The 13341-nt window shown below is 58.4% G+C and carries 12 protein-coding genes; 7 read left to right on the plus strand and 5 right to left on the minus strand.

All coding sequences use genetic code 11. The annotated features are described in order from the left end of the window. Positions 1-100: 100 nt before the first annotated feature. From xylG to AAGQ88_RS17420, 5 genes are all read left to right on the plus strand, one after another. A complete protein-coding gene (gene xylG / locus AAGQ88_RS17400; RefSeq protein ID WP_342653071.1) occupies positions 101-1672 on the plus strand; it encodes a D-xylose ABC transporter ATP-binding protein in 1572 nt (523 codons plus the stop codon). Beyond that, on the plus strand, positions 1673-2809 hold the full coding sequence (locus tag AAGQ88_RS17405) for a sugar ABC transporter permease (protein WP_342653072.1): 1137 nt from the start codon (positions 1673-1675) through the stop codon (positions 2807-2809). It begins immediately after the preceding gene. Between the two features lie 173 nt (positions 2810-2982). Beyond that, positions 2983-3573, plus strand: a complete 591-nt coding sequence (locus AAGQ88_RS17410) for a DUF4157 domain-containing protein (RefSeq protein WP_342653073.1) — start codon at positions 2983-2985, stop codon at positions 3571-3573. Between the two features lie 122 nt (positions 3574-3695). Then, on the plus strand, positions 3696-4394 hold the full coding sequence (locus AAGQ88_RS17415; protein WP_342653074.1) for a hypothetical protein: 699 nt from the start codon (positions 3696-3698) through the stop codon (positions 4392-4394). 305 nt (positions 4395-4699) lie between these two features. Continuing rightward, the gene (locus AAGQ88_RS17420) at positions 4700-5758 is read left to right on the plus strand and encodes a hypothetical protein (RefSeq protein WP_342653075.1); all 1059 of its coding nucleotides are present in this window, start codon (positions 4700-4702) and stop codon (positions 5756-5758) included. Positions 5759-5850: 92 nt separating this feature from the next. Here AAGQ88_RS17420 and dusA read toward each other — a convergent pair whose 3' ends face one another. Next, positions 5851-6852: a tRNA dihydrouridine(20/20a) synthase DusA gene (gene dusA, locus AAGQ88_RS17425; RefSeq protein ID WP_342655831.1), complete on the minus strand. Its 1002-nt coding sequence runs from the start codon at positions 6850-6852 to the stop codon at positions 5851-5853. Positions 6853-7154: 302 nt separating this feature from the next. Continuing rightward, positions 7155-8870, minus strand: coding sequence for a dihydroxyacetone kinase subunit DhaL (dhaL, locus tag AAGQ88_RS17430; RefSeq protein ID WP_342653076.1), 1716 nt, complete (start codon positions 8868-8870; stop codon positions 7155-7157). A 298-nt stretch (positions 8871-9168) separates the two neighbouring features. On the opposite strand from dhaL, the gene tal reads away from it, so the two are divergent. Continuing rightward, complete coding sequence (gene tal / locus AAGQ88_RS17435) at positions 9169-10095, plus strand: transaldolase (RefSeq protein ID WP_285425473.1); 927 nt, start codon at positions 9169-9171, stop codon at positions 10093-10095. An 83-nt stretch (positions 10096-10178) separates the two neighbouring features. Here the strand turns inward: tal and rssC are convergent, their stop codons facing one another. Continuing rightward, positions 10179-10661: an anti-sigma factor antagonist RssC gene (rssC, locus tag AAGQ88_RS17440; protein ID WP_037009276.1), complete on the minus strand. Its 483-nt coding sequence runs from the start codon at positions 10659-10661 to the stop codon at positions 10179-10181. Further along, a complete protein-coding gene (gene rssB / locus AAGQ88_RS17445) occupies positions 10661-11842 on the minus strand; it encodes a two-component system response regulator RssB (RefSeq protein ID WP_342653077.1) in 1182 nt (393 codons plus the stop codon). The genes rssC and rssB overlap by 1 nt, the downstream gene beginning before the upstream one ends. A 267-nt stretch (positions 11843-12109) precedes the next feature. Between rssB and AAGQ88_RS17450 the strand changes: the two genes are divergently transcribed. After that, entirely contained in the window at positions 12110-12409 is a 300-nt protein-coding gene (locus AAGQ88_RS17450; RefSeq protein ID WP_093459300.1) for a PilZ domain-containing protein, read from the plus strand. Positions 12410-12508: 99 nt separating this feature from the next. On the opposite strand, the gene AAGQ88_RS17455 is transcribed toward AAGQ88_RS17450, so the two are convergent. After that, entirely contained in the window at positions 12509-13210 is a 702-nt protein-coding gene (locus AAGQ88_RS17455) for a VacJ family lipoprotein (protein ID WP_285425476.1), read from the minus strand. Positions 13211-13341: the final 131 nt, after the last annotated feature.

The following is a 13341-nucleotide window of genomic DNA, read 5'->3' on the forward strand; positions in this document are numbered from 1 at the left end:
GACACAACGCCTCGGTTGACTTCACGACAGCTTCCCAGCCAGTCGCAGGGCAAGCCGCGCGCCTGCACGAGAACTCCGGTCTGTCCTGGAATACCCCGCAATGTCCGATTACCTGCTGCAAATGAACGGCATCGTCAAAGCCTTCGGCGGTGTCAAAGCCCTCAACGGGATCGATATCAAGGTGCGCCCCGGCGAGTGCGTCGGCCTGTGTGGCGAGAACGGCGCCGGCAAATCCACGCTGATGAAAGTCCTGTCCGCGGTGTACCCATACGGCACCTGGGAGGGTGAAATCCTCTGGGACGGCGAACCGCTGAAAGCCCATTCCATCAGTGAAACCGAAGCGGCCGGCATCGTCATCATCCATCAGGAGCTGACCTTGGTGCCCGACCTGTCGGTGGCGGAAAACATCTTCATGGGCCACGAACTGACGCTGCCCGGCGGGCGCATGAATTACCCGGCGATGATCCACCGCGCCGAAGCCCTGATGCGCGAGCTGAAAGTGCCCGACATGAACGTCGCGCTGCCGGTTTCGCAGTATGGCGGCGGCTATCAGCAACTGGTCGAAATCGCCAAGGCGCTGAACAAGAAAGCGCGCCTGCTGATCCTCGATGAACCCTCCTCGGCCCTGACCCGCTCGGAAATCGACGTGTTGCTCGACATCATCCGCGACCTCAAGGCCAAGGGCGTGGCGTGCGTCTACATCTCCCACAAACTCGATGAAGTCGCGGCGGTGTGCGACACCATTTCGGTGATCCGTGACGGCAAGCACATTGCAACCACGGCCATGGCCGACATGGACATCGCGCAGATCATCACGCAGATGGTCGGCCGTGAAATGAGCAACCTCTATCCCACCGAGCCCCACGACATCGGCGAGGTGATTTTCGAGGCCAGGCACGTCACGTGTCATGACGTGGACAACCCGAAACGCAAGCGCGTCGACGACATCTCGTTCGTGCTCAGGCGCGGGGAAATCCTCGGCATTGCCGGCCTGGTCGGTGCCGGTCGCACCGAGCTGGTGTCGGCCCTGTTCGGCTCCTATCCGGGCCGCTATCAGGCCGAAGTCTGGCTGGACGGCAAGCCGATCGACACCCGGACGCCACTCAAGTCGATTCGCGCCGGGCTGTGCATGGTCCCTGAGGACCGCAAGCGTCAGGGCATCATTCCCGACCTGGGCGTCGGTCAGAACATCACCCTGGCGGTGCTCGACAGCTTTGCGCACCTGACGCGCATCGACGCCGAAGCCGAACTGGGCAGCATCGACAAGGAAATTTCGCGCATGCACCTGAAAACCGCGAGCCCGTTTCTGCCCATCACCAGCCTCTCCGGCGGCAACCAGCAAAAGGCCGTGCTGGCGAAAATGCTCCTGACGCAGCCCCGCGTGCTGATCCTCGACGAGCCCACCCGCGGCGTCGATGTCGGTGCCAAGTACGAGATCTACAAGCTGATGGGCGCGCTGGCCGCCCAGGGTGTGTCGATCATCATGGTGTCGTCCGAGCTGGCCGAGGTGCTGGGCGTTTCCGACCGCGTGCTGGTGATCGGCGACGGCCAGTTGCGCGGCGACTTCCTCAATCAGGGGCTGACTCAGGAGCAGGTCCTCGCTGCCGCACTCAGCCAGCCCCAAGGACATAACAATAATGATCGACCGGATGCCGTGGGGAGAAGCGCGTAAATGAATCAGGTCAAACAACTCTTCACCCGCTACAAGATGCTTGCGCTGGTCATCGCCATCGCGCTGATCTGGGTGTTTTTCAGCTGGCAGACCGAGGGCGGTTTCGTCACGCCGCGCAACCTCTCCAACCTGCTGCGGCAGATGTCGATCACGGGGATTCTCGCGTGCGGCATGGTGCTGGTGATCATCAGCGGCGAAATCGACCTGTCCGTCGGCTCGCTGCTGGGTTTGCTGGGCGGCGTCGCGGCCATCCTCGACGTGGTCTACCACGTGCCGCTGCCGTTGAACCTGGCCATCGTCGCGGCATGCGGGTTGGTGATCGGCCTTGCCAATGGCTGCATGACGGCTTACCTGCGCATACCCTCGTTCATCGTCGGTCTGGGCGGAATGCTGGCGTTTCGCGGGATTCTGCTGGGCATCACCGGCGGCACGACGATCGCTCCGGTTTCGCCGCAACTGGTGTATGTCGGCCAAGGCTACCTGCCGCCGCTGGCGGGCGTCACGCTGGGTGTGCTGCTGTTCGCCCTGACGCTGTTCCTGACCTGGCGCCAGCGTCGCAACCGTGCGCTGCACGGCCTCGCTGCGCACGCCCTGATGCGCGATGTCGTGCGGGTGCTGGCCATCGGCGCCGTGCTGGCGGGCTTCGTCTACACCCTGAACAGCTACGACGGGATTCCCGTGCCGGTGCTGTTGCTGCTGGTGTTGCTCGGGGTGTTCAGCTACATCACCAGTCAGACGGTGTTCGGGCGCCGCATCTATTCGGTGGGCAGCAACATGGAGGCCACGCGCCTTTCCGGCATCAATGTGCAGGCCGTGAAGCTGTGGATTTTCGGCATCATGGGCGTCATGTGCGCACTGGCCGGTCTGGTCAACACTGCGCGGCTGGCAGCCGGCTCGCCCTCGGCGGGCAACATGGGCGAACTCGACGCGATTGCCGCGTGCTTCATCGGCGGAACGTCCATGCGCGGTGGCTCCGGCACCGTCTACGGCGCGCTGCTCGGTGCGCTGGTCATCACCAGCCTGGACAACGGCATGTCGATGCTCGACGTCGACAGTTACTGGCAGATGATCGTCAAGGGCAGCATCCTGGTGCTGGCCGTGTGGGTCGATGTGAGCACGCGTAGCGGACGGCGCTGAGGCCAAGGGACCCAGCGCAATCAGGCTGGCTTCTGCAGAAACGTGGTCGGCGACAGACACGGCTTCTGCAGAAGCACGCTTGCACCCACCCGGTCGAAATCCTCATCGACATCGGTTCTGAAATCCCGCACAAAGCGCTACGCTGACGCCCACGCCCCTTCTGCGGAAACCCGATGCGCCCACGTCTATTCGCCCTGCTCCTGGCATGTCTATGCGCAAGCGCAGCCGCCGAACCCACCACCTGCCCTGCCGGCGAAAAACTCATCTGCCTGAACGGTTGCTTCTGTCTGCCCGATATCGGCCAGATACTGGGCAGCGGCATGCCCACCGACATCACCCAGATCGCCGGCCCAGCCCTGGCGTTGTGGCTCAGCCAGTCTCGCGCCGAAGCCGCAACCGGACTGACCCAACCCATTCCCGAACAGATCCGCGAGAAACTGCCGCGCTGGTACCCTGCCAGCGTCCTCGATGCAGCGCTGTACAAGGTCGGCGACGACGGCGAACTCAGCGCCGCCCACGCCATGATGCAAAATCCCGATATCGGCGCCGTCACGCTGATCGACATCATCGTGTTCCGCAGCGCCAGTGACGCCGAAAACAACGTCGCCCTGTGGGCCCACGAGCTCAAACACGTGCAGCAATATCAGGAATGGGGCGTCGACGGATTCGCCCAGCGCTACACCCAGGACTTCAACGCCGTGGAAGCGCCGGCGTACGAGATACAGACCACCGTCAGCCGGGTGGTGCGTGGGCTGGACCCGTGAGGTTATTCCATGAAGCGCGTAGCAAAGGACAGCGCATCAGCACTGAAGTTACCTATATCATATGCTGTCACTTCCGAGCAGGGGGATAATTGTTCGGATCGCCGTTTCGAGAGGAATCTACAGTGGACACCATATTCAAGATCAAGACTACTTCCGATGCTCCACCCCCCCTTAAAAAACTATTGAAACAATGGATCGCTACGGTACAGCGCTACTCCAACATGCATAACTATAATGATCACTGCTGGTGGTATAACGAACGCGCCACCCTGAGCTCTCTGGCGGGAGCCGCATGGTCGATGGAGGGCTGGGTGGCGCTGGAAGAGTACGCGACCCACAAACGTCAAATGACCAAAACGGATGGTGTCGAATCGGAAGACCACCATGCCGGACGCTGTGATCTATACATCACCAATTGCAAGGTCGATTTTGCCTTTGAAGGCAAACAGGCGTGGCAGCGAATCGGTATACATGCGAATCCAACTCGATATGTTCATAAAGGCATGCTGGCTGCTTGGAAGGATACCGAGAGGCTCGCCGATGAGTTAGCGTACCGCTACGCCGCAACATTTGTCATACCATCCTTGTCACTCAGATACATTCAGAAAAAGTCTATGAAAATTGATCATAAAAAAGTTGTGAAAATGCTTAACACTTGGTTAGACGAACAGAAAGACTTTATCCGCCCCAACGGCATCCCGACCAGCTATGCTTTTGTCTTTCCAAGAGTTGGCCATGCTGGATTTGCATCTGGATCCCGATATTATCCCGGTGTCGTTTTGATCCTAGAAGAGGTCTACAAACAAGATCACACGACCTGAAAAAGTTGGGATTAATTCCTTAAACCATCCAAAATCATGGACTTATGAAAGCCGCAACAAAAACTTCACAATTACTATTAATTCGCTAACACAAGATTTATCAACCACTACGAGAAGTAGCGAGACACCATAAAGCCGAGTAAAATACAATACGCGACCGCTACCACACTTTGAATACGATTTAAAATAAATACGCAATGACAATCTTCCGATTAATATGCCAGTAGTTAGAGTTACTCAATCAAGCAACCTCGTTCAACAGCCACACAATGAGCTTCACTGGAAATTAGATACCTGGAAATACAATGAGAAAAAAATACAGCTATAACATAGACATAATACTAGACGAAAAACCGACTAAGAAAGCGGCAGTACTAAATTTACCCTACCCTCACGGTGGAAATCTGAGCGATCTTTTGACGCTGCGCAACGACTCAATAGTCATAGCATGCACTCGAAACTCCGACATCAACATCAATGATATATTCAGGAACTATAATAGCGGGATCTATGCTCAAATCGCTAAATCATTCATTTACTATATATGCACTAAGCGGAAAATCCCGAAGGTAAAAAAAATAGTAATCACCTCAAGCCGCGGAGGCGCCGAGCTTGACAAGCTAAAAGTTAATCCTAAAGATTTTCAAATTCAATATAAGCTCCGCTCAAAGTTTTGTTCTATTATTAACTCAAAAGCACTCCAAGCATCTCTCGATGAAAGCCCGAAAGGAACAGCTCTACTGAAGGCTGCATCACATCTGATCAAATCAAAAACTAAAGAAGACATTTTTGATCGATTCGATTCGCTGTGGAAGGCATTCAATTCACTTTACAAGATCATAGGAAAAAGTGAAAAAGATCACGATTGCCACGTAGCCCTTAGAGAAAAGTTACTAGCTTATCCGACACTTTCTACAAATACCGCCCGGCTATTGAGCCCAATGACGGAAATGCAGATCCGGGACAAATTGAGATGGAGGCAACTAATACTAAACGATTATGCTACAGCAAAAAAAACTAAAGCACTCCACGACTTCATCTTACGATACACTGATGCTCGTCTAATGAAAGTAATCTGTCAGATCCTACCTTATAGACAGGATTTTTTAACAACAGAAAACTTATTACAGAGCACCTTAAAACACATTCAAAGCCACATCCAAGCCAACGTCAATAATGACCAAGAACTTACAGCATTTTTATGCATAAAATATATGTATTTTGTCAGAAACAGATCAGCACATGGTGAGCGACTGGACAGGATCATAGGACTGAATAATAAAGAGATAAAAGAAACGCAATGGTTATCTGACGTATTAGAATCGCTGATAATTGATCTTATAAACTCAAATAACCTCTTTTAGACCCGAATAAAACTCAGATTTTGATGTACGAGGGAATCGGAGAGTATAAACAACGAAAAACTCACCAGCGTTTGAAAGGTGTGCCACGCCAATCACCGCCCTTCTAGCAACTCCCCGGCCTTGTCCAGCAAGCCCAGCGGATCATCGGTCTTGTGGATGTCCACCGAGAGCAACTGGCGGAATTTTCGTGCGCCGGGGAAGCCGGTTCCCAGGCCCAGCACGTGGCGGGTGATGTGGTGCATCGCTCCGCCGTCGCGCAGGTGCGCGGCGACGTAAGGGCGCAATTGCGCCAGGGCTTCGGCGCGCGAGATGGACGGTCGGCTGTCGCCGAACAGTTCGCGGTCGACCTCAGCCAGCAGGTACGGGTTGTGGTACGCCTCGCGGCCCAGCATCACGCCATCGAAGGTCTTGAGGTGGTCCTGGCACTGCTCCAGGGTCTTGATGCCACCGTTGAGGACGAACTCAAGATCAGGGAAATCCTGCTTCAGACGCGCGGCCACGTCATAGCGCAAGGGCGGGATTTCGCGGTTTTCCTTGGGCGACAGGCCCTCGAGAATGGCGATGCGGGCATGCACGGTGAAGCTGGTGCAGCCGGCGTCACGCACCGTACCGACGAACTCGCACAACTGCTCGTAGCTGTCGCGGCCGTTGATGCCGATGCGATGTTTGACGGTGACCGGGATCGACACCGCGTCGCGCATGGCCTTGACGCAGTCGGCGACCAACTGCGGGTGGCCCATCAGCACGGCGCCGATCAGGTTGTTCTGCACCCGATCGCTTGGGCAACCGACGTTGAGGTTGACCTCGTCATAGCCCGCCGTCTGGGCCAGGCGAGCGCTGGCCGCCAGGTCCGCCGGGTTGCTGCCACCCAGTTGCAGGGCCAGCGGGTGCTCGGTCTGGTCGTGGCGCAGGAAACGTTCGGCGTCGCCATGCAACAGCGCACCCGTCGTCACCATCTCCGTATAGAGCAGCGCATTCTTCGACAGCAGGCGCAGGAAGAAACGGCAGTGACGGTCAGTCCAGTCCATCATCGGCGCCACGGAGAAGCGCCGCGAGGCTTGAACGGGCTGGCTGGCATTGGAAGAGGCGGTCATCGGCAACATGGAATAGATCAGACGGGTCAGGCGTAAAGGGCGCGTAGTTTACCAGTTCGCGAGGATTTAGCAGTCAGCCATAAAAAAACCCGCCGAAGCGGGTTGTTTTTTCAGTTCATGGCCATCCCGAGATCCGTTCGGTAGCGCTCCGCGCGATGGCTGATCATCCTTGATCTCTGAAGCGGGTCCTTCGCTTCAGTTGATGGATCCAATTTACTGCCGTCGCTCGCTGTTTCATAGGGCGAGTTTTCGTCTGCTCGCGTAAGCCTTTCGCTATAGCTGCGGCGCGAAAATGACGTTTATCAGTCAGCCACCAGCGCGTTGGCGATCGCCTGCATCCACAGCGCAACTGCGAAAGCGCCCGGATCCACGTGGCCCAGTACCCGCTCGCCGAGATAAGACGACCGCCCCTTCGCCGGCAACAGATGGCGCGTCTGTTCGGCACCCGCTTGCGCGGCGCTCGCCACCTGAGTCGCAGCGACCAGAGGCGTTGCGTCCTGTGGCTGGCTCGCGAGCACTGTTGCTGCCGGAATCAGTGCGTCGAGCATCGTCCGATCGCCAGCGTTGGCTCCGCCGAGTCTGATCATCGCCTCGCAACCGGCCTGCAACGCCTGCGCCCACGCCGCTATCGTATCCGGATGAGGATGCGCGGCCAGGGTGACGCCCGCGCGCAGGGCGAACACGGCATACAGTGGACCGGACGTGCCTCCCAACACGCGCCGCAGAATCGCCGACAACTGCTGAAGCGCCACGCCGGGGCGGTCGAGGGCAAGCGAGTCCAGGGCGTCGTCGATTGCCCTGGCGCCACGGGCGAGGCTGATGCCGATATCGCCGTCACCCACCTGTGAATCCAGCTCGGTCAACACGGACTCGTTGTCCTGCAGCGCCTGGCTGACAGTCTGAAGGACAGCGCGCAATACATGCTCGTTGCGCTGCGGCCACCCGCTGCCCTGAAGCGTGTCCTGCTCGGCGGCCTTGACACGAGGAATCCGCCTGACAGCCGCAGCAGGTACGGTCATCCCGTGCCATGCACTGGCGTCGCTGGGCGCCTGCAGGCGCTTCAATGTCCGGTCATCGACCCGCATCAGCGAAAGGGAGCAGCCGGCCATCTCCAGCGCCGTCAGAAACGTGCCCACCATCGCCGCCTCGACACTGATCCCGCGAGACGTGCAGCCTGACAGGACATGCCGCGCAACAATGTCGAGCTCCTGCACGGCACTGCCACCCAGGTTGTTGACCATCAGGACCACGCGGTCCCCCCGTTCCAGCGCCCCGCGCTCGACGATCCGCTGCAACAGAACCTCAACCATGTCGTCCGCTCGCTGAATCCGGCCGCGCCGCACGCCGCTTTCGCCGTGAATCCCCAGGCCATATTCGACTTCGTCGTCTGCGATCGCGAAGCCCGGTTGACCCGCTGCCGGGACGGTGCACGGGCTGAGCGCCAGGCCCATGCTGAACAGGCCGGCGGCAGCGTCCTGCGCTTCAGCCTTGACCTGCGCGAGGGACAGACCGGCTTCGGCAGCCGCCCCGGCGACCTTGTGAATGAACACCGTGCCCGCAATCCCTCGTCGCCCGACGCGTCCTGCGTCGTCATCCAGTGCCACGTCGTCGCCCACCACCAGCATCTCGACCCTGACGCCGGCGGCGGAGGCGATTTCCGCTGCCAGTCCGAAATTCAGCCGGTCGCCGGTGTAGTTCTTCACCACTAACAGCACGCCCGCCGGACCGGCCACGGTCATGATCGCGCTGAGCACCGCATCCACGCTCGGCGATGTAAACACCGGCCCCGCCACCGCCGCAGTGAGCATGCCCTTGCCGACGTAGCCGGCATGCGCTGGCTCGTGGCCGGCCCCGCCGCCGGAGACGATGCTCACCTTTCCGGCCATCATCAGGTCCTGATAATCGCTGCGCACGACGATGTTTTCGCCCTCCAGCAGAACTCGGCGCTGATCCGCCATAACGACGCCTTCAAGCATCTCGTCGACCACGCGCAGCGGATCGTTGATCAGTTTCTTCATGGTGGGTGCCTCTCGTCCCGAATCGGTCCTCAGCACAATAGACGAAGGTAGCGGGAACAACCTGCCGCGCCCATGCTCCAACCAGTCTGGATCGAGCGTCCGCCCTCCTCGGCCACCGACAACCCTGCCACCTGGCAGCCCGCGAACAGGGCTGTTCAATCAATCGCCCGGCGAAAACGCTGGCAGGCTGTTTGCGCAAACGCAGGCCGCTGAATCAGCGGGTTTGTTGCGGTTTACGCCCTTGAGTGACCGGCGACGCTCGGGTAATGTCATCAAACCCACAGGACAGAGCACGCTCATGACTTCCAAGCTGGAACAACTCAAGCAATTCACGACCGTCGTTGCCGACACCGGCGATTTCGCCGCCATCGAAAAGCTCAAGCCGGTCGATGCGACGACCAACCCTTCCCTGCTGCTCAAGGCGGGTTCGAGCGACAGCAACGCTGACCGCCTGAAAGAAGCCTTCACCGGCGCCAAGGGCGACATCAATCTGGCGAGCGACCGTTTCGCTGTCGCCATCGGCCGCGAAATCCTCAAAGTGGTGCCAGGCCGCGTTTCCACCGAAGTGGACGCCCGCATCTCGTTCGACACCCAGGCCTGTATCGCGCGCGCCGAGCGTATCGTCGGCCTGTATGAAGAGTTCGGTATCGGTCGCGACCGCATCCTGATCAAGCTGGCCTCGACCTGGGAAGGTATCAAGGCGGCCGAGCAACTGGAGAAGAAAGGCATCCAGTGCAACCTGACCCTGCTGTTCTCCTTCGCTCAGGCCCAGGCGTGTGCCGACGCTGGCGTGTTCCTGATTTCGCCGTTCGTGGGCCGCATCTACGACTGGTACAAGAAAGCCGAAGGCAAGGATTACGTTGGTGCAGAAGATCCGGGCGTGAAATCCGTGACCCGCATTTACAACTACTACAAGGCCAATGACTACAAGACCGTCGTCATGGGCGCCAGCTTCCGCAACCTGAGCCAGATCGAAGAACTGGCCGGTTGCGATCGCCTGACAATCAGCCCTGACCTGCTGCAGAAACTTTCCGAAGACACCGGCACGCTGGAACAGAAACTCAAGCCAGGCAACGGCGGTGAGCCTCGCGTGACGTTGAACGAAAGCCAGTTCCGCTGGGCGTCCAACGAAGATGCGATGGCCACCGAGAAACTGGCCGAAGGTATCCGCCAGTTCGCCCGCGATCAGGAAAAACTCGAAGCGCTGCTGTCCGCCAAGCAGTAACGCGCAGACACAAAAAGGGCGGCACCTTCACAGGTGCCGCCCTTTTTCATGCCCGCGTTTCAGACAACGGGCGAATGCCGAGCTTACTGATGCTCGAGCGCGTTGACCAGGTCGCGAAACGCCTCGCGATTGGAGTCGTTCAGGCCCATGAGGATCTTGTGCGCTTCCAGCACCTTGGCCTTGACCACATCTTCGCACTGATCTTGCGACGGAAGATCGCTCAGTGCCTCGGGCCGCGGAATCGGTCGGCCGACGATGTTGAACACCTGATCGAAGCCCATCGACTGCAACAGGCGCGTGATGTCTTCGTGGGTGGTCACGACGGTCGGCAGGAGCCCTGCTTTCTGACGTGACAAAATCGACAGCTTGGCCAGCAGGCCGAGTGTCGTGCTGTCAATGCTGCGGGTTTCGGTCAGATCGATCACCACGGTCGAAAAATTCATCGAGGTGAAGATCCGCTCAATCGTCGCATCCAACGCCGAGCATAGAGTCAGACGCACTTCACCCACGAATTTCAGGACGAACGTGCCATCTTGCTCGGCAAACTGGATTCTACCGGTACTCATTAAAGGTTCCTGCTCAACACTAACAAGGCGATATCATCCGGCATCTCCCCGAGTGTGGCCAATCCAAACTTACGACGCAGGCCATCCAAGCTGCCGCCCGCCGACTTGACCAGTTCGGGCAAGTTGGCTTCTTTCTCTTTCAGTGTATCACCTGGCAAAAGATCCAGAATGCCATCAGACAGCAGGGTCAGACTGAAGGACTCGGGCAGATCCAGCACGTGGTCCGAGTAAGTCGCTTCATTGAACAGCCCCACCGGCAAACCGCGGCCCTCGAGATAACGGGTCTCGGCAGGCGTATACAGCACCGGAAGCGGCAAGTGGCCACCGACACTGTAGGTCAGTTGCCCGGATTCTTCGTCGATCACCCCGCCCACCATCGTCACATGCTTGCCCAGCTTGCAGCTGATCAGACCGCGATTGATGTGGCCGAGGACGTCCGAAGGCTTGAATTCCGGCAAGCTACCGCCGCGCTTGGATTCGAAGAGCAAGCGCGTGGTCATGAACTTCAGCAGCACGGTAATGAATGCCGATGACGCGCCATGGCCGGAGACATCCGCCAAATAAAAGGCCACGCGGCGCTCGTCGACGCGGAAATAATCGACGAAATCGCCGGAAAGATACAGCGACGGGATGATTTCATGTTCGAATTCGAACGCGTCAATCGCCCAGGGACTGGTCGGCAGCATGTTCATCTGCACCTGGCGACCGGCATCCTGATCTTCCTGAAGCAGGTGCAGGCTGGCCTCGAGCTCGCGATTGGCGGTCTCCAGCTTCTGCCGGTACTGCTTGTTCTCCTGCAGCAGCCGGGCACGGTCCAGCGCGCGTCGCACCGAGTGCTCCAGCACGGCAAGGTCTTCCAGCGGTTTGATCAGGTAATCGGCCGCGCCCAGACGCAATGCCTCGACGGCATCGCTCATGACACCCGCACCGGACACCACGATGACCGGTGTTTCCGGCGCAAGGCTGGTGACCTGGCGAATCAGCTCGAGGCCGCCAACTTGCGGCATGCGCAGGTCGCAGATCACCAGATCGGGCTTTTCCTGCTCGAATGTCTGTAGACCCTGCTGGCCGTTTCCGGCTTGCAGGACGCTGAACCCACTGTCTTCCAAATAGGCCGCGAGACTCGCGCGCACTACTTCGTCGTCATCGATAATCAGCAGCGTGGCACTGGTTTTTTGCATGTGGGCAAACGGCGCCAGATTAGGTTGGCGTAACCGGTCGGATGCTGTCGGACCGCTTACTGGATTCGCTTCTAGCCTCTCTGGTTCAAGGTGGCGGACTTTTGGTCAAACGCTTCACGTGTACAGAGGTGCCCTTCAAGGCGCAGACGGTACTCCCATCCGACGGGCGTTTCAAGCTCGCTCCAGCGGTCGGCCAACGTCTTTACACCGCAAATCGCCGAGAGTTATAAGAACCCTTAAATCAGCAACGAAAACGAAGGATGAGCCATGGGCCAGATCGATCGCGACTACGCCGAGAAACGAGACTACATCCGCATGCGGGTCGACGCCGACATCAGCCTGATCTATGCCGGCCAGATCATCCCGGCCGTGTGCGTGGATTTATCGAGCTCCGGCATGCAGATACAGGCGCCGCGCACGTTCAAGGTCGGGGACAAGATCAGCGTGCGTATCGACTCCGAACACGCGGCGCTCAAAGGTCTTGAGGCCGATACCGAAGTCGTCTGGATTGCCGATGTCGACGGCGGCGAGCAGAAGCTGGGCCTCACCATCCTTGCGATGAAGTGATGGCACTGCGGAACTACTTCACAGTTTCGAAAAAATCCGAAAAAAGAAAAAGGCGACCCGAAGGTCGCCTTTTTTGCATCTCGCAACGGCCGGAAACGATTAAAAATCGTCGACGACCTTGCCATCCTTGACCTTGAACTCGCGGTTCTGCAGGTAGGCGTTGCGGATGAAAATATACTTGTCGCCGTTGATCAGTTTTTCAGCCGACAACAGGCTTGCGCGCGTATCGACCACGCTTACACCGAGCGCCGTGTTACGGGTCGGCACGTGATCGATGTAGCGGTAAGGCAGCGTATAGGTGTCAGGGTATTTCGCCACGGCGTCACGCACGGTGCTCGGGCCGAAAAACGGCAGCATCACGAACGGACCGCTTTCAACGCCCCAGTGGCCCAGCGTCTGGCCGAAGTCTTCATCGTTGCGTTGCAGGCCCATCTTGGTGCCGACATCGAAGAAGCCCAGCAGGCCGAAGGTGGTGTTGACGATCAGGCGGGCAGTGTCGACGCCGGCCGCTTCTGGCTTGGCCTGAAGTACATCGTTGGCGAAGTTGGTGACCTCACCGATGTTCTTGAACATGTTGTGGATGCCGTCTTCGAGGAACTGCGGCGTGATGAACTCGTAACCCTGGGCAATAGGTTTCAACGCGTAGGTATCGAGGGTGTCGTTGAAACGGAAGATTGCGCGGTTGACGCCTTCCCATGGATCTTCTTCAGCTGCCTGAGCGGCCATCGGCACGACTGCCAGGCCGGCCCAGAAACACGTTCGTACCAGACGATTGATAAAGCCTGCACCGGTCACGGGCATAGCTGAGACTCCCAGTCAAAGTAATGAAGCGGGCGCTACGCCCCCAAACCAAAGGCTGGGAGTATAAAGCGTTCTGCGATTATTTACCCCGCCCAATGCAGGGCGAGTTCTGTCAGGCATAAACATTTGCT

Origin of the sequence: Pseudomonas sp. F3-2, from assembly GCF_038804275.1 — a bacterium.
Lineage (GTDB): Bacteria > Pseudomonadota > Gammaproteobacteria > Pseudomonadales > Pseudomonadaceae > Aquipseudomonas.

Coding starts and splice junctions, on each gene's coding strand:
- dhaL (WP_342653076.1), bottom strand. CDS start 8,870: ATGAAGAAACTGATCAACGATCCGCTGCGCGTGGTCGACGAGATGCTT.
- dusA (WP_342655831.1), bottom strand. CDS start 6,852: ATGACCGCCTCTTCCAATGCCAGCCAGCCCGTTCAAGCCTCGCGGCGC.
- AAGQ88_RS17420 (WP_342653075.1), top strand. CDS start 4,700: ATGAGAAAAAAATACAGCTATAACATAGACATAATACTAGACGAAAAA.
- AAGQ88_RS17455 (WP_285425476.1), bottom strand. CDS start 13,210: ATGCCCGTGACCGGTGCAGGCTTTATCAATCGTCTGGTACGAACGTGT.
- rssC (WP_037009276.1), bottom strand. CDS start 10,661: ATGAGTACCGGTAGAATCCAGTTTGCCGAGCAAGATGGCACGTTCGTC.
- AAGQ88_RS17410 (WP_342653073.1), top strand. CDS start 2,983: ATGCGCCCACGTCTATTCGCCCTGCTCCTGGCATGTCTATGCGCAAGC.
- rssB (WP_342653077.1), bottom strand. CDS start 11,842: ATGCAAAAAACCAGTGCCACGCTGCTGATTATCGATGACGACGAAGTA.
- AAGQ88_RS17450 (WP_093459300.1), top strand. CDS start 12,110: ATGGGCCAGATCGATCGCGACTACGCCGAGAAACGAGACTACATCCGC.
- xylG (WP_342653071.1), top strand. CDS start 101: ATGTCCGATTACCTGCTGCAAATGAACGGCATCGTCAAAGCCTTCGGC.
- tal (WP_285425473.1), top strand. CDS start 9,169: ATGACTTCCAAGCTGGAACAACTCAAGCAATTCACGACCGTCGTTGCC.
- AAGQ88_RS17405 (WP_342653072.1), top strand. CDS start 1,673: ATGAATCAGGTCAAACAACTCTTCACCCGCTACAAGATGCTTGCGCTG.